This is a genomic window from Amphritea opalescens (assembly GCF_003957515.1).
In the GTDB taxonomy this organism is placed as follows: Bacteria; Pseudomonadota; Gammaproteobacteria; order Pseudomonadales; family Balneatricaceae; genus Amphritea; species Amphritea opalescens.
Window position 1 is genome coordinate 1 of sequence record NZ_RQXW01000003.1, and the last position, 24922, is coordinate 24922.

Below are 24922 nucleotides of genomic sequence, written 5' to 3' on the forward strand. Positions count from 1 at the left end.
AACTAAGCAATGAGGTGGGGAGCCCCTCTACACACGAAGTCAGAAAAACTGCTTCAAGGAGCGGGCGGCTTCCCCAGAAACGATTACCAATGATAAATAATCGTTGAGACTAAACATACAAGGAGCCTCTTCTAGAGGCGATAAGGCGCAGTAAAAAACAAACCGCACCGATACCATTACACAGTTCTCGCCGCCATAGGCGGCTCCCACACCAGAATTCTATCCGGCATGAAAAAGCCGCATCCAATCACATGGCGACGCTAACCGCTTATTCGTACTCTTGATAACCCATCGGTGCTAGGTTTTCAAACTTGGTAAACTGACCGATAAAGGCCAAACGGTTACTACCGATCGGGCCGTTACGCTGCTTACCAATAATAATCTCGGCAATACCCTTATCCGGCGAATCCTCGTTATACACCTCATCCCGATAGATAAACATGATCACATCGGCATCCTGCTCAATCGCACCCGATTCCCGCAAGTCAGAGTTAACCGGCCGCTTATTGGGCCGTTGCTCCAACGCACGGTTCAACTGCGACAATGCCACCACCGGACACTCCAACTCTTTCGCTAATGCCTTAAGCGATCGAGAGATCTCGGAGATCTCCGCGGTACGGCCTTCACTGTTGCCGCCTTTGAGCTGCATCAACTGAAGATAATCCACCATGATCATCGCGATATCGCCATGCTCACGCACAATCCGGCGGGCACGGTTACGCATTTCGGTTGGGCTAATACCGGCGGTATCATCAATAAATAGCGGCTTATCCCGTAACATATTCACAGCGGTCGTCAGACGGGGCCAATCATCCTCTTCCAACTTACCGGAACGCACTTTAGTCTGGTTAATCCGTCCTAAAGAGGAGAGCATCCGTGTCACTAGCTGATCGGCTGGCATCTCCAAACTAAACACCAACACCGGCTTATCCTGCGCCATCAAAGCGTTTTCGACGAGGTTCATTGCAAAGGTGGTTTTACCCATGGATGGACGCGCCGCCACAATGATCAAATCCGAAGGCTGAAGCCCACCAGTCGCATTATCAAGCTCATCAAAGCCCGTGGTGACACCGGTCATCGCCCCTTCCGAGTTAAACAATTCATCGATCTTATCCACAGCCTTCTTCAGCAATGGATTCACGCCAATCGGCCCACCTTCATTCGGTCGGTCTTCAGCGATCTGAAAAATCTTCTGCTCGGCTTCGCTTAGAATATCGGTACCGGCACGCCCTTCAGGCATAAAGGCATTTTCAGCGATCTCATGGGCCACGGTAATCATCTTGCGCAACAACGCACGATCACGCACAATCTCAGCATAGGCACGAATATTGGAAGCACTCGGCGTATTTCGCGCCAGTTCGACCAGATAATCCAACCCACCAGCAGCATCTAGATTACCGGTGCGATCGAGCTCCTCAGAGATGGTTACCACATCGATCGGCTGCATGTTACTGACCAGCTTCTCAATCGTGCGGAATATCAGCCGATGATCGTGACGATAAAACTGATCTTCCAGCACGATCTCTGAAACCGCATCCCAGGCATTATTGTCTAGCATCAGCCCGCCTAGCACCGATTGCTCTGCTTCCTGTGAATGGGGAGGGATTTTCACACCTTCCATATCGGCAGCGTTGGGATCCGGATAGTCCATAAACTCTTTTACCTCAACAAACAAAATACCAGCAACACCATCGCACTGGCCTAAAACGAAAAAAGCACTGCGCAGTATAATACTACGCAGTGCTTTTTAACTCATCTCTGACTTACGCCAGATTAAAGCAATACTTATTCGCCAACAACAATGATGCCGACAATAGCGGTAACTTCAGGGTGAAGCTGAATAGAAACTTCGAATTCACCTGTTGTGCGCAATGCACCTTCTGGCAAACGAACTTCACTTTTCGCAACTTCAATACCAGAAGCACTGATCGCATCAGCGATATCAGAAGTACCGATAGAACCGAACAATTTGCCTTCTTCGCCAGCTTTCGCAACGATAGACAGTTCGATTTCGTTCAGTTGATCAGCACGAGTCTGAGCACTGTTCAGTTTTTCATTTGCAGCAGATTCCAATTCAGCACGACGTGCTTCAAAGGTTTCTAGGTTAGCTGCAGTAGCAGGAACCGCTTTCCCAAAAGGAAGAAGGTAGTTACGACCGTAACCACGCTTCACGGTAACCTTGTCACCCAGGCTACCCAGTTTGCCAATTTTCTCGAGCAGGATAACTTCCATCTCGCAAACCTCTATTTTTACGCTTGCCCATCAACGTTATACACCGATGGGCTGAAACTTGTTTACTCACCTACACACATCGACTTTTATTAAGTCTAAACAGTGCGTAGGTTAACCGTGATTACTGGTGGCTGTCAGTGTATGGCAGCAGTGCTACGTAACGTGCACGTTTGATAGCAGTTGCCAGCTGACGCTGGTAACGAGCTTTAGTACCAGTGATACGGCTAGGAACAATTTTACCGGTTTCAGTAATGTAACCTTTCAGGGTATCCAGATCTTTATAATCGATCTCAGTAACACCTTCAGCGGTAAAACGGCAGAATTTTCTACGACGGAAAAAACGAGCCATGGTATATCTCCTCTAAATAAATATTAAACCGATTACTCGGCAGCAGCTTCAGCAGCCGGTGCATCCGCAGCAGGCGCTTCTGTAGCAGCAGGTGCTTCAGTTGCTGGTGCAGCAGGCTTATCGGAACGCTCTTCACGACGTGGACGACGCTCTTCACGACCTTCAGCAGCTTTAATTGGAGATACATCAGTAACTGCATCTTTGCGACGAACAACAAGGTTACGAATAACCGCATCGTTGTAACGGAAGATGTTAGTTAGCTCGTCCAGAGTTTCCTGAGCACATTCAACGTTCATCAGAACGTAGTGAGCTTTATGGATTTTGTTGATTGGGTAAGCAAGGTGACGACGACCCCAATCTTCCAGACGGTGGATTTGACCTTCAGATTCTTCAATTAGCTTGGTGTAACGTTCAACCATAGCTGGAACCTGTTCACTCTGATTCGGGTGAACCAGAAAAACGATTTCGTAATGACGCATTAATTGCTCCTTACGGGTTATACAGCCTTCAGCCGCATCGAAAAACGGTAGAAAGCAAGGAGTTAAAGTGAGTTCCCTCAATGGCATAGCCAACGGGAGGCGAAATTATACGCGAATAAAGCGAAAACACAAACATTACAACCCTATTCCACCGGTAATAATGTCTGGTTCATTTTGGCGCAATAGAGCTTACGGCTGTGCTTATCTGGATCTTTACGGATCGCCGCCCAACAGCTGTTGGTATCGGCATAACGGGTAAAGTGTTGTCCACTGCGTAGATCGACAAGGTATACCTTGTCGTAAAAGTCATGGGCATTCCAGCGACTCACGTTTAACGAGGTTTCAATACAGGAATAATGCGCGACAATATTGACCCCTTTACGTTGCGCCCTAACATAGTGACGGTAGTAATTTTTACCCCGTTTAGTGCCTCGGACTTGATAACGCACAAAATCACGGCACTGCTCTAACTCGGTAACCCGCTTATCCGTCAGTATGACCGCTTGACTCACCGGCGTCCCTTTATAGGTAAACCGCCCCAATAAATAGATCTCCGACTCGGCAGCCAATGTCCACTGAGATACCAGCAACAACCCCAGCAGCACTCCCTTAAACAGCATATCTATCCTCTTGATCAACCGAGATACCTAGCGAATATTGACATGCGCTTGACGAACTCGCCTATAACCTAATGATTGGCGGTGTAATTTTATCGTCTCAGCCTATCGCAACACAGCGACGATGCAAACCTTGATTCACCCCTTAGTGACTAAAACGGGCACGAAATTCACGGGGCGTTAGGCCCATAATCTGTATAAAGGCTTTACGGAAAGCACTCGCATCCTCATAGCCAACACTCAACGAGATCTGCTCCACAGGGTCTGTTGTGGCTTCCAATGCTTCGCACGCTTTACTAATACGCAACTGCTGTAGGTACTCTTTTGGCTTATACCCAGTGGCTCGAACAAAACGCCGCAAAAACGTACGTTCGGTTAGATGACTATCCACCGCCAGTTGCTTGATGGTTAATGGCTGCTGAAATCCGTTCTGCAGGAAGTGTTGCACCTTGAGTATCACCCTGTCGCCATGATCAAAGGGTGGTAGAAAGCAGCGATAGTAGCGCTGCTCTCGAGGAGCGGTATCAATCACTAACTGCTTACCCAACCGCCGCATCAACGCCGGACTGCCAAATTGAGCCACCAGCTCCAAGCCAAGGTCTAGCCAGGCCATCAACCCACCCGCCGTGATTAGATCTCCATCATTGATCAGAATTTTATTACCATCGACCCGCACTTCGGAGTATTGCTGCGCCAACCGTTCGGTTAACAACCAATGGGTTGTCGCTGGTCGCTGGTTTAGCAGCCCGGTCTGCGCCAAAACAAACGCCCCTGCACATACAGAACAGAGAAGCGCCCCGGCACCATGCATCTCCCGTAACCAGCCCGACAATTGCGGCTGCTCAATGGTGTAAAACTGATCCGTCAGGCAAGGTGGCAAAATAACCACTTGCGGTCTGTCATCCTCACCCGGTAACCCCCCATCGACTCGCTGCACCTCGGTATGCTCTAACAACCGCACGCTAAACTGCAGACTCCCTTGTTGCGCCTGACTTAAACGGCCTGCCAACTCAAACAACTCGCGCAACCCTTCCACCGCAGAGCGCATCACTCCCGGATACAGCAGAATCACAACATTAATGGTTTTCATAGGAATCGATGGTATATGTCATTTTTTGCCTCATATATGTCGAATATGACTAGAGTATAGATTCATCAAGTCATCGATAATAGCGTTATCAACCAACAAGCCTAGGATCTAGCCATGAGCCAACTATCTAACACCGCCTTGCTATTAATCGATTTTCAAAATGACTACTTCCCCGGTGGCAAATGGGAGCTGCATAATATCGATGCCACAGTAGCCAATGGGGCCGCACTACTGACAGCCTTTCGCCAAGAAGGCCTGCCAGTCATACATGTTTACCATGAGTTTGAAAAAGAGGATGCGCCATTCTTTTTACCCAACAGCGATGGTGCAAAGATATACCCTGCCGTCACCCCGATCGAAGGGGAAACGGTGATACTCAAACATTCAGCCAATGCATTTAAAAATACCACCCTGCAAGAGAGCTTCGATGCCCTAGGCGTTGAAAACCTGATTGTCGCCGGAGCCATGAGCAATATCTGTATCGATGCAGGCGTTCGCGCGGCCGCCGATCTAGGTTACAACGTCACGGTGGCACATGACGCTTGCACCACTCGGGACCAAGTCTTCAACGGGGTCACCGTGCCAGCACAACAGACCCATGCCGCATTTATGACATCACTTTCTTTTGCCTATGCCCGTCTTGAGAACACCAAAACCCTATTAACAGAAATCAGCTAATTATTTGATTTGAATCGTCTAAAAGGGCTAAGACAATAAAAATAGGCCTGCTATTCGGGGTATGATTTACCACCTCGAATAGCCAGCCTAAGGCATCACATGTTAAAAAACGCGCTCACACTACTCGCTGTGATCGGTGTGCTCCTTCTAATCGCGACGTCAATTCCGACATCTAACACCCTAGAGCCCTCAGCAACGGTAGATATTCAACCACGGGACGAGCCAAAAAAAATTGGTCTCAACCCCTACAGCCTGCCGCCGGCCGAGATAACCGAAAATCCTCATGCCCTTCTACCTAATGGTAAAACAGCTTTAACTCAGGCAGCTTTTGACGGCGACGCCGAGCGTCTCAATCAACTTTACCAACTGAGTGAAGGACATAACCTCAGCCTACCCGATGCCAACGGCGATAATACCTTAGTTGCGGCAGTGGCCGGTGGTCACCATTCGTTAGCCAGTAAATTGATGGAAAAAGGTGTTATCGTTGACCGCGAGGCGTTCAAGCGCTTATCAAAGACACTGGATTTAACCGATAAAGATGAAGTCCAATGGTGGCTATGGAATCACCTGCCCCTTGCCGACCCTCAGACGCTACAAGCCCTTTATGATCCGTCCGACAGTTCTCTAATGAATGAGATTCTGGCAGCAGGCTACCAACCTTCCCGCGAAGAAGCCGCCGTCATGTTCAATGAATACCTTGATGGGGATGCCTACTTTCAGCTTTACCGTTTGTACCCCGATATGTTTTCCCCGGAAAGTATTGATAACCTGTTTAATCCGGTAAATTACGACAGCGCCTCACCCAAGCAACGCATCATGATGCAAACGCTGTTCACCACCGTTCCCTATACCGAGGACAACAGCTGGGACTTTTTAGAGCTAATAGAGAAGCTGCCCCTCGATCTCGCTATCACCCACCCCGACCACAACCGCGAACAATTCCAGCATCAACTACAAAAGTATTGCGATATGGCAGATCCGAGTGGCGTCGTGCTATTTGATCTCGGTATCAAATGTACATTCGACCACCCGTTTATTAACGCGGTTGACGCGGATAACTATGCGCTGGTTCAACATTATATCGACTCGGGCATTGATCCTAAAAAAACCCGTGCTTATGGCAAATCACCGATGGATATCGCATTGAGTTATAGCTCGGCAGAAACATTAGAGATGGCCAAACTGTTAATCGATAACGGTGCCGCGACGCAAACCGATATTAATAATTTTTACAGTATGATGCATGCCTTTGGGAATGAGTTTGATCACTACCGTCCCTTCGCCACCATCCCGCTGAAGCTAGCCGTTTCGCCAAAGGATGATCTTTATGTCTTGCGCTACTCCAATGAAAAAAAGCGCTATCAATTATCTAAACAAGACGCCACTGGCACCACGCTCTGGGATAAAACACTCGGGGAGAAACGTTTCTTTAATATACTCGACAAACCTGCAGGCCTATATTTTAACGATGGTAAGCTGCTATTGGCGCAAAATCGATTTATTGATGGCCGCCAAAAAACACGTCTAACTCTTTTCAACGAAAAGGGTGAGCAGCTAGAACAGGTTGATGTTTTAGGCACCTTTGAGTCGCTCATCATGCAATCGAAAAGCTACGCACTCACCACCCAACGCACAACTGCACTTTACGGCACCGCGTTACAACCGATAGGCGATATCACCAGTCAACCAGAGGCCTTTATTCCTGCGGTGCCTTTGAAGGACGTCGGTCGGCGCAGCTTTCACCGCCACTTTGCTTACGATATTCAAAAACAAGATTACTATCCGGATCGCACACTGGTACTTTTCCGCCCAAAAACACAGTATTCATCATCCAAACCCGAACGTATGGTTTCCCGCTATCTCGCGTCCATATTGAGCCGCACCGGTGAACTTGCCAAGACATCGCTCATTGGTGGCGGCAATCTAACACCGCTCGATTATGCTGTAAGCGATAACCATGCTTACATTATCTTAGCGAATGCTGTTCATGTGGGAATTGAAAAACGTTCTGCCGATTTTGAAATAGAATCTCGACATTATCTAACGTTCGATGACTCACCTTTCTCTACCACCATCAATAGCATGTCATGTGATACCACCGGCTGCACCCTTCTAGGCAATAGCAACAATAAGCTCGCCTTACTACGAACGATACCTGGGTCTCGACAACAGACGCTCACCATCACCGATATCCGCTATGATTATTCCGACAACGATTCTGATGATAAACCCGGCTGGCTGGTAAACCGAGATAACGAACAAGACTTTATCTCAGGCGTTGAACAACTGCGTTTTGAACAGGCTCAACCCGTCGCCAAAGGCCACGCAATCCTGTTAGATCGCACCCTTGATTTAGTCTCAGGCGCTAACGGCAATATCTATGCTATCGGCAACCATAACAATGATGCCGCCTATGAAGTACTGAACAACAAGGGCGACCTGTTAGGCCATTACGAAATGAACTTCGGCTACGCCCGATCACGTATCAATAAACTTCAACCATTAGCCGATGGTAGGTTACTGATCATCGGACACCTTTATCAGCACTTTAATTTTTTCCGCACTTACGCCGCGTTATTAACCCCTCAAGGCGAACCTATCTGGAGCCGGGTTTATCAGCAGATGGACAGCATGAACGGCCTATTAATCGATGAAGCTAACCATCTGTTCTATAGCATTGATGGTGCACACTCCATCGCAAAACTGTCACTCGAGGACGGCACGATCATGCAGCAGCTAACCACCCCTGAAGGGCTAACACAGCTGTATCGAACCTCTCAGGGACGTATCGTCGGTTTTGGTGAGAAGACATTAAACTACGGCAGTGGCCGACAGGATAAAACCACACAACCTTTTCTTTACTGCCTTGCGCCGGATGAAACAACTTTCAGCACTAAAATGGTAGGCGAACCTGGCGATAACCTGTTATCGGCTGAACCTTGGGAAGATGGCCTTGTCGCTGCTTACATCAAAGATAACGAAGGTTCGGTGAGCTCTAATGCGATATTCGCCCGAATCAATGCCGAAACCTGTCAGATCTCATTCGATTGGAAGCTCTAATGCGCACTCTTACTCTTATCCTCATGCTGCTTACTTCATCGCTTTGGGCAGGCAGCGACGACATTCCCGAAAACCTGTATCACCAGATTCAGGTCAAGCCCTTGGATGGGTTACCCCATTACCCCTCTCTGACATTGGACAACCTACCCGTGCTTAATACCCTCGAATATACCGATGGTTGGCAGCACCCCTTGGATAATATCAACCAAATCAGCGCACTCATCGCCGATGACTCCGGTTATTATATTGCGGGCACCACGCTGCATTCGGAAGATCTCAACGTCCAGTTTAATCGACATGAAATAGATGACCTGCTCGGCAGCTCCTCTTTTATTGCTTCCACGGATAAGGAGCTTTTTTCCGCTAGCACCAATAAAAAAATCGCGGTCAGTCTGTTTCATCTCAACCCGCAAGGCGAACTGCTTTGGGTCAACCGTCTTGAAAATGATATTGTCTCCTCAGGGCCAATGGTTCGTCTACCTGATGGACGAACTCTATTGGCGATGACGCCCCTCATGCTCGATGAAGAAAATGGTTTTTCCTCTTTCCTGTTCTTCATTTCAGCCGATGGCCAGACATTACAACGTCGCGAGCTCCCCAATACACTGATCAACTCATTACTGCTCACCTCGCAAGGCAATATCCTCGCTGGGGTTGTTCGACGTGAGGCCTCAGAAGACCCATCAAGCATGACCCTGCGACAATACGCCTATACTCTCAACGCCGATGGCTCAGTACAGAATGAACTACTCTTAGCCAATCACCCTGGTGCCAATCTCGTTTACAAAGTACTCAGTCTCGCCAAAGAATATGAGGATTCTTTTGTGCTTAGCGGAGGTGACTCTGTCTTCATAATCGACAAAGGAGGAAAACCCTTAGAAAGGTTTTTGCTACGCCCCACGCTGGATCAATATGCCGATTATTACATCAACACCTTTTACCGGGATAACGATAAAAACCTACTGATACAGGGCTTCTATGGCCGAGAAAAAAGTCTACTCGCGGAGATAAAAGTAAATTACCTTCAAAGTGTTACCCGGCCAACAAACCCTGTCGATGAACTGACGCCTTCTTATCAACGCATGCTTGATAACCCATTATTACGGGGTATCTACAATGATATGCTGAGCGATATGCGCCATCAAATACGCGAACGAAGCACACCGTTCAATGCGGTGCTCACCCATGATAGAGAGTTAATTAACTTAGTTGACCTTCAGGAAGAGAGTACTCAGCACCTCTATACAGGCAGTGTGAGCGAAAATGGGTTGCGATTGATCGAACGCATCTACAACGGAGAACAGCAGTACTATCTGCTCGATAAAGACTCACACCTTCTTATACGGGGGCAGATGCCAACACCTTTCTGCCAACACCTTTGCCTGTTGGACAACAACAGACTGATGTCTTTACAATGGGATGATAAGTTCGGTTACATCTTACACCAAGGTGAGTTTACCTCTATCAACGACTCATCCATTAACACCGCTGAGACAAGTCATCACTAACAACAGGAACCGCCTCGAAAGGGGCGACCCTCATATAATAGGGATGCCGATAAGACGAGTAGCCTTAAAACAGCATCCCCCAGTAATCCCCCCTACAATCTCTATGCTGACCACTATACCGAACAACAAAAAGCCGCTGATGAAAGCGGCTTTTTCTTATTTACCTTAGATCTCGTGAGCAAAGACGTTTATTCGACTTCAATGATCTCAAAGCTGTGCGTAATTTCGACGCCGCCTTTTTCCAGCATCAACGACGCCGAACAGTATTGCTCGGCCGATAGTTTCACCGCACGTTCGACTTTTTTCTCATTCAAGCCACGCCCAGAGACAATAAACTTCACATGAATCTTAGTGAAAACCGCTGGCACTGTGTCGGCCCGTTCGGCTTCTAGCTCAGCAACACAATCAACCACATCTTGACGGGTTTTCTTTAAAATACCGACCACATCATAGGAGGTGCAGCCTCCAAGCCCCAACAGTAAGAGCTCCATCGGCCGTGGGCCCTGCTTCTGCTCGGCATCAATGGTGACATCAAAGCCCGAACCGGTCGTACCTTTGAAACGGACATCGCCATCCCATTTTACTTTTGCTTGCATAATCGTGGCATCTTCTTCAAGTCGTTATTATTGAGCGAACAGTTCAGCTAGTTTCGCGCCCGGATCAGCCGCTCGCATAAAGGTCTCGCCCACCAAAAAGCTATCGACCTTGTGTTCACGCATAGCGATCACATCCGCGCGGGTCTGAATACCGCTCTCCGTCACTACAATACGATCGTCGGGAATCATATCCAGCAGATCAAAGGTATGGCTGAGGGAAACATCAAAACTGTGCAGGTCACGGTTATTGATACCCACCAGACGGTTATCTAACGGCAATGAACGTTCCAACTCTTGCTGGTTATGTACTTCGATCAGCACATCCATACCAAGTTCCGTTGCTAACGCATTTAGATCGGCCATCTGTTGGTCTTGCAGCGCTGCGACAATCAGCAAAATACAGTCAGCGCCCATGGCGCGGGCTTCATAGACCTGATAAGGATCAACAATAAAATCTTTACGGATCACCGGCAACGAACAGGCCTCGCGGGCTTCCATCAGATACGCTTCGCTACCCTGAAAAAAGTCAGCATCGGTCAATACCGATAAGCAGCTCGCACCGCCCGCCTCGTATGACCGAGCGATCTCCGCCGGCACGAATGGGTCACGGATGACACCTTTCGACGGACTCGCTTTCTTCACCTCGGCAATAATCGCTGAACGACCCGCCGCCAATGTCTTGGCTAAATTCGCGGCAAAACCACGAGGATCAAAGGCAGTGCCCTGCTGAGCGGCAATTTTACCTTTCAGATCAGCAATACTGATCGTTGGCTGGCGCTCAGCCACTTCCGCATGCTTACGGGCAATAATTTTTTTCAGTATGGTAGGTGTATCAGTCATCATCAACTCAGCTATTCAGTGACTGACTAAAGTCAGCCAGCTCTTGCATTTTTTTCAGTGCGGCACCGGATTCAATCGCCGCCAATGCCTGTGCAACACCCGCTTTATGGCTGTCGGCCTGACCACTCAGATAAACAGCGGCGCCAGCATTCAGGGCAATCATCGCTGCGGCTTTTTTAGCTGCTCCATCATCAGTACCCGCAAAGGTGTTCTGAATCAGTGCTAACGATTCCGCAGGGCTATCAATCGCCAACCCGATCAAGCTTTGGCTTTCAATCCCAAGGTCTTCAGGTGAGATACTGTATTCACTAATGCTGCCGTCTTTTAATTCTGCCACATAGGTATGGGTGGCTAGGCTGATCTCATCCAGTCCATCCTCCGCATGTACCACCATAATGTGCTCGCCACCCAGTTGCTGCATCACCTCAGCCATCGGCCGACAAAGTTTTTGGCTAAAGACACCTATCACCAACCGCTGTGCGCCGGCGGGATTCGTCATCGGCCCAAGAATATTAAATAGGGTACGGGTGGCCAGTGCGCGACGTGCGCCAATCGCATGTTTCATGGCGCCATGAAAACCGGGGGCAAACATAAAACCAACACCCACTTCATCGATACAACGGGCGACGTCATCAGCACTCAGTTCGAGATTAATACCGGCTTGCTCAAGCAGGTCGGCACTACCGCTGCTTGAAGAAACACCGCGGTTACCATGCTTCGCTACATTGACACCGCAAGCGGCAGCGACAAAGGCACTGGCTGAAGAAACGTTAAACAGATTTGCACCATCACCGCCGGTGCCAACAATATCCACCAAGGGTGTGGCCGTCGCCTTGACCGGCGTGGCCAGCTCTCGCATGACCTGAGCGGCACCGGTGATCTCTTCAATCGATTCGCCTTTCATGCGCAGTGCGATCAGAAAACCAGCAATCTGTGATTCCGAACATTCACCCGTCATCACCTGACGCATAACGTCAACCATTTCGTCGCGACTCAGATCGATATGATCGACCACCCGCGCCAGTGCTTGTTTGATATCCATTGTGTTGTCGTTATCCTCGATTCAAAAAGTTTTGCAGCAGATCATGGCCTTGCTGAGTCAGGATCGATTCAGGGTGAAACTGCACCCCCTCAAGATCCAACTCTTTATGTCGAATACCCATGATTTCGTCCATCGACCCATCTTCGTTCTGGGTCCAGGCGGTGATTTCAAGACAATCAGGCAGGGTCTCTTTATCAATGACCAGCGAGTGATAACGGGTAACAGAGACGGGATTCTCCAGACCTTTAAAAACACCCGTATTATGGTGATAAACCGGTGACACTTTACCGTGCATCACCTGACGGGCGCGTACCACATCACCGCCAAACGCCTGCCCCATGCTTTGATGGCCCAAACAGATACCAAAGATTGGCAGTTTGCCAGCAAAATGCTTAATCGCCTCGACCGAGATACCCGCTTCATTTGGCGTACAGGGCCCAGGAGAGATCACCAACTGATCGGGCTTAAGCGCCTCAATCTGTTTAATCGTAATTTCATCATTACGGTACACCTGAACATCAGCGCCCAGCTCACCCAGATATTGCACGACGTTATAGGTAAACGAGTCGTAGTTATCGATCATTAGCAACATATTTCAGCCAAACCTGTTGAATCAAAACATTTAATAGAGCCGAATATACTACCTGAACTGCTGTCAGGATTATATATCCGCCGTGCGGTATCTCGAGGGATAGCAACCAGAAACTATCCAAAGATAAACGAATGACCTCTGTTTAATCACCGCAGGTCATCCCATGAATAAATATCGCCGCTTAACAGCCTAACCACCGAACAAACCGACGACTAACGCTTACGGTTCAATCGGTGTTTGAATCACGCCAACCCTCAACAGCAATGTTTTTCCAAGGTTAGGGAGACGGAATCGGCAAATCGCAACGCATGTGGCTTATCAATGGTCACGCTGGCAAAGGTGACCCAAGGATGACCGGTCGCTATCTCTAACACATCGCCCACCAGCTTTTCTAATAGCAGAAAATGCCCCTCTTCCACGTGTTGAATAATATCCTTACAAACAACTTTATAGTTAAGTGCTTTTTCAACATCATCACTAATCGCCGCTTTTGCCGCCGGATAGTGAATTTCGATATTAATGACCACATCCTGTAACTTCTCACGCTCTTCAAGGTTAAAGCCTATATAGGTGCGTAATCGCAGGTTCTTAATACGGATGATGGCGTTGCTGACTGATGGCATAAAAGTCCTTTCAATGATTGCTGGAATCTACGTTGTTATATTGATGGATACTCAGTCTAACAGAACACGATAAAGTCACCAGATGACCATAGACTGATGGCCGATCATTTTACTGAGGTGTGCTTCATGCTGTAAATACGGTCTATTATGATGATATCGGCTTCACTGAATAGCCATATGCTGTCGACTTCATTAGAAATCCCAGTGAATGTCGGCTTTACTATAGGTTGTCTGCATGACGACAGGTATGATGAAGCATACCGATGAAAACCCAGAACACTATTCACTCAGAATATCAGCAAAACGCTATTGCCGGACACCACTATGACTGACGAGATCAATTACCAAAACAATCCACTGCACGGTCTCGGCCTAAAAGAGCTGTTAACTCAAATAGTCGATCATTACGGCTTTGAGATTCTCTACGCCTACCTCAACATCAACTGCTTTAAAACCAACCCAAGCATTGAATCCAGTGTTAAGTTTCTTAAGAAGACCGATTGGGCGCGCGAGAAGGTAGAAATCTTTTACCTGTATAAATTTAAAAACCTACCTCGGGTTTCATCTGAGCAGTTTGCCCTATCCCCGAGAGATCGCATTATCCCTGAAGGCCAAACGCCCCGAGAGCCAGCCGAACTCAGCCTCGAAGATGCCGAACGGATGCGAGAAAAACAAGCACTAAAAGCAGCCGAGCATGGCAAAACGAAAAGCTACCGTAGCAGCCGACCTAGCGGCAAGCAGGGCTATTCGAGTAAAGAGGAAAATGCTCGGGACAAACAGGAACGCTGGAAGCCCGAACGAAAAGCACCTGCAGCCAACACATCATCCGATAATGATGATCCATGGGCTAAATGGCGTAAATAAAAAGCGACGTCAATAAAGCTACAACTTAAAAAACCGCCACTAGGCGGTTTTTTGACAGCTATTTAAAAAGCAGCTGCTACTCGAACTGCACCATGACCGCTATAACAGAAGATAGTAGTCAGTCCTGATACGTTTACTCCAGCTATAGCATTTTTAATCTAGTGATATCCGTTCGTCCCATGCGCTGGCATACTGCCCACTCTCTTTTCCCGATACAGTGCACAAACTATGTTATATACCCTGCCGGAACTACTGGCCGTCTTGATCGTCACCTGCGGCATTGCCCTGCAAACTGTCGTGGGCATCGGTTATGGCTTACTGGCTGCGCCCTTACTTTATCTGATCAACCCCGCTTATGTACCCGGCCCAGTCTTGCTCGTCGGTTTTGGTTTAGCCTTAATGATGGTTATACGGGAACGCAATGCCCTGCGCTGGCGACGGGTTACGCCAGCTATCATCGCTAGAATTCCCGGAGCTTGGTGTGGTGCAGCGTTGTTAGTCGCGTTACCACAATATGCCCTCAGCCTCTTTTTCGGTTTTTCCGTCCTCACCGCCGTACTTCTTAGTCTATGGCGGTTCAATATTTCAGTCACGCCAATCAACCTAATCATCGGTGGGTTCTTTTCCGGTGTCGGGGGCACAGCCACCTCCGTAGGCGGACCACCAATAGCGCTGGTTTACCAACAACAGGATAGGATTACCGCACGTAGCGAAATCGCTGCCTTTCTGTTGATCGGCACGCCGATATCCCTGTTAATGCTGATCTATAAAGGCAGCCTCGACTGGCACAGCGCCCAACTGAGTCTAAAAATAGTTCCTGGGCTGTTTCTCGGTTTCTTTTTAGCCCGAAAAATTGATGGTAAGTTATCCACAACCTCAGCAAAACCGATGTTATTAGCCGTTTCCGGCGCCTCTGCGCTGTTAGTCGGCATCAAAGGCTTACTCGGCTGGTTGGCGCTCTAATCCGCATAAATATTAGGGGCCACCGCATTCTTGAAATATAATCCCTACTTTTTAAAGGATAGGACTCTCCTCATGGCTCATATCGGTACACCGTTCTCATCGTCGGCTACTAAAATTTTACTCTGTGGTTCTGGCGAACTGGGCAAAGAAGTGGTGATTGAACTGCAGCGCTATGGCTGTGAAGTTATCGCCTGCGACCGTTATGAAAATGCCCCCGCCATGCAGGTTGCCGATCGTAGTTACACCTTTTCAATGCTCGATGGTGCCGAATTGCGGCGGGTGATTGAACTGGAAAAGCCCGACTATATCGTGCCGGAAATCGAAGCGATCTCCACCGATACCCTCGTTGCCTTGGAGCAGGAAGGCTTCAATGTAGTGCCGACCGCCAATGCTGCGCGACTCACCATGAACCGTGAAGGCATTCGTCGACTAGCCGCCGAAGAGCTTGGTATTCCAACCTCAAACTACCAGTTTGTCGATAACCGCACCGATTTTGAAAACGCCGTGGCTGAGATCGGCATGCCCTGCGTGGTTAAACCGATTATGAGCTCTTCTGGTAAAGGCCAGAGCACCATCAAAACAACGGCCGATATCGACAGCAGTTGGACCTATGCACAGGAAGGCGGCCGAGCTGGCGCAGGGCGGGTTATCGTCGAAGGTTTTGTCGATTTTGATTATGAAATCACTCTGCTGACCATCCGCCATATCCAAGGCACCAGCTTCTGCCTACCGATCGGACACCGCCAAGAAGATGGTGATTATCGCGAATCTTGGCAGCCACAAGCGATGAGCGATAAGGCTCTTGAACGGGCCAAAGAGATCGCCGAAAAAGTCACTGGCTCACTGGGCGGCCGTGGCATTTTCGGTGTCGAACTATTTATCAAAGGTGATGAGGTTTACTTCAGCGAAGTCTCCCCCCGCCCTCATGATACCGGTATGGTGACTATGATCTCTCAAGATCTATCGCAGTTCGCCCTGCACGCTCGGGCAATCTTAGGCCTACCCATCCCTAACATCGTGCAGCACGGCCCATCCGCATCTGCGGTTCTTCTGGTTGAGGGGGAATCAAAACAACTGAGTTTCTCCAATCTGGAGGCTGCGCTGGCGGAACCGGATACTCAGTTACGTCTATTTGGAAAACCCGGCCTCAGCGGCAAACGCCGTATGGGTGTAGCGCTGGCACGGGGAACCGATATCGACAACGCAAAAACAAAAGCGCTGGCCGCTGCGGCAGCCATTCAGGTAGAAATCTAAATAACTAAACCCGTTTCACCACGGGTTAAGCAAGACAGCATCATTCGATGGGGCATTTCGTTTCCCCATCGGGTGGTTTTATTTGGGGTGAAGTGACACAGAGTTCTGAACACTACCAATACACTGCTATACAACTGAGTATGATTGGGCAATTAATTCTTTAAAGTCGCTTTCTTTTAGAATTCTAATATTATGGCCTTTCGCTATTAATTGTTCGGCCTTAATATGTTTCGAGCTTTTTTCTTTACCCGCTAGCTTGGTTATATCTTGATCACCTACTACGAGCAAAGTAGTTTTCTTTGTAATACTAGTACCTATAGTGCATCCAATATCAGCCGCTAAAGCTGCAGCCTCAGCTCTCGGAATAATTAGTGCGCCAGTAAACACGATAACTTCTCCGTATAGCTCGCCTTCGGGGTTTGCTACTTTTTTGATTGATTGCCTAATGGCTCTTTCGTTAAGGCCTATAGGTTTCTTGATATGTATCAGCCATGACTCGAGATCAATACCAGTTTTATTTATAGCCGATATTATGACCTGCCCCGCAGCCTTAGCATCCTCTAATGCGTCGTGATGTTTAAAATCATAACCAATAATTTTACAAACATTCGATAAGCCATACCCTTTCCATGCACACTCTTCCCATGCTCGTCTCGCAACTCGAGCAGAATCTAACCAAGTGACATCTAAATGTTCTAGTGAATACTTTTCAAAAGCACGATACAACGAAACTCGATCGAAATGCGTATGGCTTACACATATGGATCCTGACATAAACTCTTCAAGTACGGCAAAAACTTCTAAAATAGTCGGTGCATTACTTACATCATCGGCTGTAATTCCATGAATACCTATATTGATAGCATCAAAATAATCTTCAGGGTTTACGAGACTTGACCACTCTTTTTCAAGCACACCATCTTTATATTTTGCGAGTCCAATTTGACATATTGAAGCCATATCAGCATTAGCGGTTTCTACATCAATTGCAATAAATTCCATTTTAGCTCCCTATCCCCGAACAATTGATTGTTCATCTATACATGGTATGTCGTAATCTGATAATCACTAAAATGCACCTCAAGCGCTTCAATATCAGAAAAAAATTAACTAACCACGCTAAACATTAATCATACTCAATATCCGCCTGAGTGATCAATTAACCTAAATTCAATACTTAAACGCAAAAAGGCCGATGCGCGAACATCAGCCTTTTAAAAACTAAACAACAGATTAGCTTTTTTTCTGCTCTTCAGCGGTGTCTTCCGATGTATCGTCATTCCCCAATACTTCAGCCAGTGTCTGACGGGATAACTGCCCAGTCATCTGCCCCTCTTCATCGATAACCGGTAGAGAGTACTCCGCATTCAAGGTCTCGGGGATAACCGTTTCTAGCACCGCATCCTGCGAAATGGCATCCAAGTCTTCATATTGAAGAGAATCAAGATCCGCTTTTTTATCGTCTTCAAACGCAGCTTGTAAGGTCTCTTCCGTCAGAACACCCTGATAACCCTCATCATTGATGTGATAACCATAATCACCTTTAAAACCTTTCATCTGTTTTAAAGCTTCTTCGATGGTATCAGCCGTGATACGTGAGGCTGGCGCCTTCATCACGGTCTCGACAGTCAGTGCACGGGCACGGTTTACATCGCGCACAAAGGCTTCGACATAAGCGTCAGCGGGATTGAGCAAAATATCTTCAGGCTCACCCTGCTGTACCATTTCACCATCTTTCAAGATCGCGATACGGTCACCGATACGCAGTGCTTCATCAAGATCGTGGGTGATAAAGATAATGGTTTTGTGCAGTTTTTCCTGTAACTCGATCAGTTGATCCTGCATCTCGGAACGGATCAATGGATCAAGTGCGGAAAAGGCTTCATCCATCAATAGAATTTCAGCATCGGTACACAATGCCCGAGCCAATCCGACCCGCTGCTGCTGCCCACCCGAAAGCTGGGCTGGATACTGCTCTTCATAACCCGCCAAGCCAACCGTGGCTAGCCATTCGGTCGCTTTCGCTTTACTCTCGGCCTTACTGACCCCCTGTATAGAGAGCCCATAAGCAACATTATCGACGACAGATTTATGCGGTAACAATCCAAAGCGCTGAAACACCATCGACATCTTGTGCCGACGGAATTGTTCCAACTCTTTAGGCCCGAGTTTCATGACGTCGGTGCCTTCGACTTCAATAACACCTTCAGTCGGATCGATCAGTCGGTTAAAGTGGCGAATCAACGTGGATTTACCAGAGCCCGACAGCCCCATAATCACGAAAATTTCACCTTTGTTGATGGTCAGATTAATATCTTTAAGACCGAGTGTATGACCCGTTTCCGCTAGAATTTCATCCTTACTTTTACCCTCATGCACCAACGGCATGTATTTCTTAGGGTTATTCCCGAAAAGCTTATACAACCCTTCGATCTTAATCAGCGTCGTCGCGGCAGCTTTTTTACCCGATTCACCCATTATCCATACCCCCTAGGTATCGCTGACTCCGTTTAGCATATGCCTGAGAGACTCGGTCAAAAATGATCGCCAATGCGACAATTGCCAAGCCGTTCAATAAGCCCAACGTAAAGTACTGGTTAGTAATGGATTTCAATACCGGTTGTCCCAACCCTTTAACACCGATCATCGAGGCGATAACTACCATCGATAACGCCATCATAATGGTTTGGTTGATACCCGCCATAATGGTAGGCATGGCCAAGGGTAGCTGGACACCCACCAATCGCTGCATCGAGCTGGCACCATAGGCGGTGGCTGCTTCAAGCACATCTTTATCCACCAGCCGGATACCGAGATTGGTCAAACGAATCACCGGTGGTATCGCATAGATAATAACGGCGATAACCCCTGGAATTTTACCAATACCTAAGAGCATTACGACGGGAATCAAATACACAAACGCTGGCATGGTTTGCATGATATCCAATAGCGGCGTCACCACGGACTGCACCCGATCGGAACGTGCCATCGCGATCCCTATGGGCACCCCTAAGGCGATGGCCATGAAGGTACACACCAAAATAATACTCATGGTGCGCATGGTGTTATCCCACATGCCGAAATAACCGATCATAAAGAACGATATCACCACACCTAAGCTAAGCTTCCATGAACGACTCGAAAGGTAGGCTAGGCCCGCTATAATCGCAATCACTAACCACCAGGGTGTTGCTAATAGCAGTTTTTCAAACCAAACTAAAAACGTTAACAAAGGGTCGAAAAACCCTTCAATCATCTCACCATATTCACGGGAAAAATCACGATACTCGGTATCCAGAAACTTCCGGATATCCCTGAGACTCCCCCGGCTTAGTTGGGGTATCTCACTCAACCAGCTTGCATCAGCCATATATAACCTCTTTCAGAAACAACACTGCCCGATTACTGTAGGCAATCAGGCAGTGATTTTTTAGCATCCAACCGCAATTATTATTGCAGGGCTTGCTTCACTTTTGCAGCCACATCTGCCGAAACCCAAGGCATCCAAAGGTCTTCATGCTCAGTAAGGAAATACTCAGCGGCTACTTCACCATCAGCCTGATTATCTTCCATCCAAGCTAGCAGCGTGTTTAATTGCTTATTCGTCAACGAACGCTTAGACACATATTCATAAGCCGCTGGTACACGGGTAGCAAACTCTTCAGTCGTTAATGTTTGCACCAATGAAGGTGGATACATAGTGACTTTAGGGTTTTCACATTCGTTAGATGATGTACATTTAACGTACTCTTCTTTATCGACACCCGAACCGAAATCGACTTTCACCATTTTGTATTTACCCAGCACCGCGGTAGGTGCCCAGTAGTAACCAAACCATGGTTCTTCACGGGCAAATGCCTTAGCGATAGAACCTGAGAGTCCAGCACCTGAACCGGGATCGATCAGATCAAAACCAACATCTGCCAGATTCAAAGCTTTAAACAGGTTACTTGCACTGATTTGACAGTTCCAACCCGCTGGGCATCCATAGAATGCATATTTACTACGATCTTCTGGGTGTTTAAACAGGGCAGCGTGTTTCTTCACACCTTCGATCGTTGCCAATTCAGGGTACTCTTTGACCAGATATTCCGGTATCCAAAAACCCTCTTCACCACCATCAGACAGTGAGTTACCGGCAAAGCGCAGACGTTTTTCCGCTACACCTTTATCCAGCGCATCACGCATCGCGTTGCTCCACATCTCTGGGGCAATATCAGGCTCGCTCTTTTCGATCATGGAGGTGCCCGTTGGCATGGTATCCCCAGGCACGAGTTCTGCTTCGCAACCGTATCCATGTTCCAAAATGAACTTATCCACATTGGCTATCAATGTTGCAGAGCTCCAATTCATATCTGCAATAGTGACTTTCCCACACTCGTCTGCTGCTTGTACCTGTGTAACGGCCAGCAACATTGCCGATGCAGCAATCAATTTTCTCATGACGCCTCCATGATTTTATTAGTCGAATATAATTTGATCTCAATATATTAGACCTCTAATAGTTAGAACTCAAACTATTTATATGGTTAAATGGTCGAAGTGCTTCTGCTGGTCGTTATCAAAGCTAGTTCCCCGAGCGGGATTCTTCAGCTCTCTATTCGTCTGGCTTTTTCAAGATTTAAAAGGACATTTAGAGACAATGACTGATATTAGCCCCTGCTGGCAGGATGTTCTGATTGAGTTACGAAAAATCATTCGGGCAACAGATCTTCAATCAAAGCGGGTCGTTAAGGCTTGTGGACTGACGATTCCGCAGGTGATGGTGTTACGGGCCATTAAAGAGTTGGGAGACGTAACCGTGAAACGGATCTCTGATGATGTTTCTTTGAGCCAGGCGACAGTCAGCACCATCATGAATCGTCTGGAGGAGCGCAAGTTAGTCGAGCGACTTCGCAGCAGTACTGATCGACGAATCGTCAATGCACGACTAACCGAGGTAGGAGAAGAGGTGTTTCAAACCGTGCCGACGTTACTGCACGAATCCTTTATTACCCGGTTTGAAAACTTAGAGAATATCGAGCAACAGCATATCCTTGCTGCCCTGCAACAGGTGTCAGGTATGATGGATGCAGGCACCCTTGATGCAGCCCCGTTACTCGACATCGCTGCACCAACACGTGAGTTCGGCGAACTCTAGCAGCGTACCGCCATCTCCAGTAGCTGCTGTTCGAGCCCCGCCCAATGGTCGGGCTCCTCACCAATCACTTCAATGCGACTATCCATCACTTCATCCAACGCCTGCACTTTCAGCACTGAATCCATCTGATTAAACGCAAATATGCCTTCGTCGGTAATAAATACCGCTTTCAAGCGTTCGGATTCCAAGCCCATTAACAGTGGCTCTAGATCAGCATAGCGAAACTCGAACTCAGGACTGAAGATCCAGCCACTGCTGTAATAACCCTCACCCTGATTATCTTTACGCAGATAACCGCAGGCCGGGATCTCATCATCGGCCTGATAATGATCATGGTGTTGATGGGATGACTCGGCCGGTACTTTATCCGCACGGTGTTTAGACACGGCTTCCAGCCACGACAGATTCAGCTGACCGTTCGAGCAGCCAACCACCGGCGCCTGACTCTCAAGCTGAGACAGATAATCAGTCAGTTGATCCATTTCCGCTCCTTGGTACAGATCTTCCTTATGCGCCACGACCAGATCAGCCACTTGCAACTGCTGATTAAAAGTATCATGTTCGGTATAGCGAGCATCTGCAAGCTTACGGGCATCCACCAGCGTTATCACCGTGCGTAGATCTAAAACCTCACGATAGTGCGGTTGCTGCAACACCCTGATGACTTCTAAAGGGTGACCTAAGCCCGTCGGTTCAATCAGAATACGATCCGGCTTTGCCTGACGAATTAATTGGCTGAGTGCAACCTGCATCGGAATACCCGCAGCACAACACATGCAACCACCGGGCACCTCTTTCATAAATACGCCGGTTGACTGCTGCTCGTTGGCTAATAGACTGGCATCAATACCGATTTCACCAAACTCATTCACCAGCACAGCCCAACGCTCTTCCACCGGCTTATTCTTTAACAGCTGTTGAATAGCCGTGGTTTTACCCACCCCGAGAAAGCCGGTAATAATGTTGGTCGGTATCTGTGTAAACATCGTCAAACCTTACAAAAATAATTTGTTACAATATAACAAAATCGCTGTCGCATCATAACCCTCAATATCGGTTGATCCGAATAATCCTTAACAACCGCTCAACCATCGAAAGCACTCTATTTTTAAACAACGATTTGTCTACTTTGGAGATAAGCAAAACATAAAAAAACCTCCCGGAGGAGGCTTTTATCAATAGAGATTAAATTTAAAGATTATCTAATCCCTGCTCAACCATCGCGACGGCCTTAAAGATTGCTCGACCTTTGTTCATCGTTTCATCCCATTCGGAATCAGGAACAGAATCCGCCACAATACCGGCGCCAGCCTGAATATGTAGTTCACCATCCTTAATCACCGCCGTACGAATAGCAATCGCGGTATCCATATTGCCATTCCAAGACAGATAACCGACCGCGCCACCATAGACACCCCGCTTAACCGGCTCCAGTTCATCAATGATTTCCATCGCCCGCACTTTAGGCGCACCGCTTAAAGTACCCGCCGGCAGTGTTGCACGTAGCACATCCATCACCGAGACGTCCGGTTTTAAATGCCCTATCACATTCGACACAATATGCATCACATGAGAGTAACGCTCGACCGCCATCTGAGCGGTTAATTCCACCTGACCAATCTGCGATACCCGGCCGACATCATTACGACCAAGATCGATCAACATCAGATGTTCAGCTAACTCTTTCGGATCGGCCAACAACTCTTTCTCTAAGGCAATATCCTCCGCCTCGGTTTCACCCCGAGGGCGGGTTCCGGCAATCGGTCGCACCGTCACTACGCGATCTTCAACCCGTGCCAAAATCTCTGGAGAAGAGCCCACCACATGATGATCTTCAAGGTGCAGAATATACATATAGGGGGAAGGATTAAGACAGCGTAATGCCCGGTAAAGATCCAACGGGCTGCTGGTAAAGGGAATCGTCATCCGTTGTGAGATCACGGTTTGCATCACATCCCCTGAGAGGATGTACTCTTTAATCCGATCGACAGCATCTTTAAATTGCCGCTCACCAAAGCTGGACTTAAATTCCGATTCAGATACCTCGCGACGCTCGCTCGGCGTGGTTTTCTGTTGAGGCACAGAGAAGCGTAACCGTGTGACAAGCTCATCCAAGCGCAACTGTGCTTGAGCCAGCGCATCGTCTTCAGCGGGATCGGTATGGCTAATCAAGATAAGCTTACCGCTGAGATTATCAAAGACTACCACATCATCGGACACCATCAACAGAATATCCGGTGTTCCAATCACATCCGTGGGCGCACTATCCGCCAGGCGTTTTTCGACGTAACGAACACTGTCATAACCAAAATAACCGACTAACCCACCGTTAAAGCGGGGCAGATCAGGCAACTCAGCGACCCGATAACGCGCCTGAAACTGTTCGACAAAATCCAGAGGATCTTCAACCTCAGCCTGCTCAACGACCTCACCATCGGTTTCTACCCGAATACTGTGGCCAAAGACTTTCAGTACCGTCCGACTCGGCAGACCAATAATGGAATAACGCCCCCATTTTTCTCCGCCTTCAACAGACTCCAGCAGATAAGTATAAGGCTGATTGGCGAGTTTCATATAGGTCGACAGGGGTGTATCTAAATCCGCCAATACTTCACGAACGACGGGGATACGGTTGTAATTCTGAGCCGCTAGCTCAGCAAATTGTTCAGGGGTCATGGTGTGTTCTCATAACGACTCTGTTATTGGTAGTACAGAGTTTTGAAATCTATTTCGGCTGTATCGATAACTGATTCAGCCAGCGTAATAACTGATAAGCAGGGCTCAGTTACGCCATCGCCAGCGATCCCCGACATAGTGGGTACACAACTTAATTTCAATAGGGGATAGCAAATCTGACACAGTGATTCCAGACAATCGTTAATTCAGATATCCAACCTTATAGCAGGCCTCTCTTTGAATCAACCGAGTCGTTATTTACAGACTATATTTTTCAGTCTAGAGGCTATTTGATGGGCTTTCCCTGACGCACATTCTC

The 24922-nt window shown here is 47.9% G+C and carries 24 protein-coding genes; 7 read left to right on the forward strand and 17 right to left on the reverse strand.

The genetic code is table 11. The annotated features are described in order from the left end of the window. Window positions 1-268 precede the first annotated feature (268 nt). From dnaB to EH243_RS03910, 6 genes are all read right to left on the reverse strand, one after another. Window positions 269-1651: a replicative DNA helicase gene (gene dnaB / locus EH243_RS03885; protein WP_126157341.1), complete on the reverse strand. Its 1383-nt coding sequence runs from the start codon at window positions 1649-1651 to the stop codon at window positions 269-271. Between the two features lie 134 nt (window positions 1652-1785). Next, the gene (gene rplI / locus EH243_RS03890; RefSeq protein ID WP_126157342.1) at window positions 1786-2232 is read right to left on the reverse strand and encodes a 50S ribosomal protein L9; all 447 of its coding nucleotides are present in this window, start codon (window positions 2230-2232) and stop codon (window positions 1786-1788) included. A 121-nt stretch (window positions 2233-2353) separates the two neighbouring features. Continuing rightward, window positions 2354-2581 carry a 30S ribosomal protein S18 gene (gene rpsR / locus EH243_RS03895; RefSeq protein WP_019622438.1) on the reverse strand — a complete coding sequence of 76 codons (228 nt, stop codon included), beginning with the start codon at window positions 2579-2581 and terminating at the stop codon, window positions 2354-2356. Between the two features lie 32 nt (window positions 2582-2613). Next, window positions 2614-3060 (reverse strand): 30S ribosomal protein S6, encoded by a 447-nt coding sequence (gene rpsF, locus EH243_RS03900; RefSeq protein WP_126157343.1) that lies wholly within the window; start codon window positions 3058-3060, stop codon window positions 2614-2616. Between the two features lie 143 nt (window positions 3061-3203). Next, window positions 3204-3680: a hypothetical protein gene (locus EH243_RS03905; protein ID WP_126157344.1), complete on the reverse strand. Its 477-nt coding sequence runs from the start codon at window positions 3678-3680 to the stop codon at window positions 3204-3206. Between the two features lie 142 nt (window positions 3681-3822). After that, entirely contained in the window at window positions 3823-4767 is a 945-nt protein-coding gene (locus EH243_RS03910; RefSeq protein ID WP_126157345.1) for a GlxA family transcriptional regulator, read from the reverse strand. A gap of 114 nt (window positions 4768-4881) precedes the next feature. Here EH243_RS03910 and EH243_RS03915 point away from each other — a divergent pair, with 114 nt between their 5' ends. The 3 genes from EH243_RS03915 to EH243_RS03925 all read left to right on the forward strand — a co-directional run bounded on the left by EH243_RS03915 (window position 4882) and on the right by EH243_RS03925 (window position 10013). Then, complete coding sequence (locus tag EH243_RS03915; protein ID WP_126157346.1) at window positions 4882-5445, forward strand: cysteine hydrolase family protein; 564 nt, start codon at window positions 4882-4884, stop codon at window positions 5443-5445. A 99-nt stretch (window positions 5446-5544) separates the two neighbouring features. After that, the gene (locus tag EH243_RS03920; protein WP_126157347.1) at window positions 5545-8505 is read left to right on the forward strand and encodes an ankyrin repeat domain-containing protein; all 2961 of its coding nucleotides are present in this window, start codon (window positions 5545-5547) and stop codon (window positions 8503-8505) included. After that, on the forward strand, window positions 8505-10013 hold the full coding sequence (locus EH243_RS03925) for a hypothetical protein (RefSeq protein ID WP_126157348.1): 1509 nt from the start codon (window positions 8505-8507) through the stop codon (window positions 10011-10013). Before EH243_RS03920 ends, EH243_RS03925 begins: the two co-directional genes overlap by 1 nt. A 188-nt stretch (window positions 10014-10201) precedes the next feature. Here EH243_RS03925 and EH243_RS03930 read toward each other — a convergent pair whose 3' ends face one another. From EH243_RS03930 to folX, 5 genes are all read right to left on the reverse strand, one after another. Further along, entirely contained in the window at window positions 10202-10609 is a 408-nt protein-coding gene (locus EH243_RS03930; protein WP_126157349.1) for an OsmC family protein, read from the reverse strand. Between the two features lie 27 nt (window positions 10610-10636). Beyond that, a complete protein-coding gene (trpC, locus tag EH243_RS03935; protein WP_126157350.1) occupies window positions 10637-11449 on the reverse strand; it encodes an indole-3-glycerol phosphate synthase TrpC in 813 nt (270 codons plus the stop codon). 7 nt (window positions 11450-11456) lie between these two features. Continuing rightward, on the reverse strand, window positions 11457-12491 hold the full coding sequence (trpD, locus tag EH243_RS03940) for an anthranilate phosphoribosyltransferase (RefSeq protein ID WP_126157351.1): 1035 nt from the start codon (window positions 12489-12491) through the stop codon (window positions 11457-11459). A gap of 10 nt (window positions 12492-12501) precedes the next feature. Beyond that, the gene (locus tag EH243_RS03945; protein WP_126157352.1) at window positions 12502-13083 is read right to left on the reverse strand and encodes an aminodeoxychorismate/anthranilate synthase component II; all 582 of its coding nucleotides are present in this window, start codon (window positions 13081-13083) and stop codon (window positions 12502-12504) included. A gap of 254 nt (window positions 13084-13337) precedes the next feature. Next, window positions 13338-13706, reverse strand: coding sequence for a dihydroneopterin triphosphate 2'-epimerase (gene folX, locus EH243_RS03950; protein ID WP_126157353.1), 369 nt, complete (start codon window positions 13704-13706; stop codon window positions 13338-13340). 324 nt (window positions 13707-14030) lie between these two features. Here folX and EH243_RS03955 point away from each other — a divergent pair, with 324 nt between their 5' ends. From EH243_RS03955 to purT, 3 genes are all read left to right on the forward strand, one after another. Beyond that, on the forward strand, window positions 14031-14570 hold the full coding sequence (locus tag EH243_RS03955) for a VF530 family protein (protein ID WP_126157354.1): 540 nt from the start codon (window positions 14031-14033) through the stop codon (window positions 14568-14570). A 228-nt stretch (window positions 14571-14798) separates the two neighbouring features. After that, complete coding sequence (locus EH243_RS03960; protein WP_126157355.1) at window positions 14799-15533, forward strand: sulfite exporter TauE/SafE family protein; 735 nt, start codon at window positions 14799-14801, stop codon at window positions 15531-15533. 72 nt (window positions 15534-15605) lie between these two features. After that, window positions 15606-16787, forward strand: a complete 1182-nt coding sequence (purT, locus tag EH243_RS03965; RefSeq protein ID WP_126157356.1) for a formate-dependent phosphoribosylglycinamide formyltransferase — start codon at window positions 15606-15608, stop codon at window positions 16785-16787. A gap of 126 nt (window positions 16788-16913) precedes the next feature. Here purT and EH243_RS03970 read toward each other — a convergent pair whose 3' ends face one another. The 4 genes from EH243_RS03970 to EH243_RS03985 form a co-directional block, all read right to left on the reverse strand. Further along, a complete protein-coding gene (locus EH243_RS03970; protein ID WP_126157357.1) occupies window positions 16914-17789 on the reverse strand; it encodes an exonuclease domain-containing protein in 876 nt (291 codons plus the stop codon). A gap of 231 nt (window positions 17790-18020) precedes the next feature. Beyond that, complete coding sequence (locus EH243_RS03975) at window positions 18021-19265, reverse strand: quaternary amine ABC transporter ATP-binding protein (RefSeq protein WP_126157358.1); 1245 nt, start codon at window positions 19263-19265, stop codon at window positions 18021-18023. Beyond that, complete coding sequence (locus EH243_RS03980; protein ID WP_126157359.1) at window positions 19258-20157, reverse strand: ABC transporter permease; 900 nt, start codon at window positions 20155-20157, stop codon at window positions 19258-19260. The genes EH243_RS03975 and EH243_RS03980 overlap by 8 nt, the downstream gene beginning before the upstream one ends. An 80-nt stretch (window positions 20158-20237) precedes the next feature. Beyond that, window positions 20238-21230, reverse strand: coding sequence for an ABC transporter substrate-binding protein (locus EH243_RS03985; RefSeq protein ID WP_126157360.1), 993 nt, complete (start codon window positions 21228-21230; stop codon window positions 20238-20240). Window positions 21231-21429: 199 nt separating this feature from the next. Between EH243_RS03985 and EH243_RS03990 the strand changes: the two genes are divergently transcribed. Continuing rightward, on the forward strand, window positions 21430-21927 hold the full coding sequence (locus tag EH243_RS03990) for a MarR family winged helix-turn-helix transcriptional regulator (RefSeq protein ID WP_126157361.1): 498 nt from the start codon (window positions 21430-21432) through the stop codon (window positions 21925-21927). Here the strand turns inward: EH243_RS03990 and EH243_RS03995 are convergent. Beyond that, window positions 21924-22913 carry a CobW family GTP-binding protein gene (locus EH243_RS03995; protein WP_126157362.1) on the reverse strand — a complete coding sequence of 330 codons (990 nt, stop codon included), beginning with the start codon at window positions 22911-22913 and terminating at the stop codon, window positions 21924-21926. The genes EH243_RS03990 and EH243_RS03995 overlap by 4 nt on opposite strands. A gap of 205 nt (window positions 22914-23118) precedes the next feature. Next, window positions 23119-24603, reverse strand: a complete 1485-nt coding sequence (gene trpE / locus EH243_RS04000; RefSeq protein WP_126157363.1) for an anthranilate synthase component I — start codon at window positions 24601-24603, stop codon at window positions 23119-23121. Between the last annotated feature and the right edge of the window lie 319 nt (window positions 24604-24922).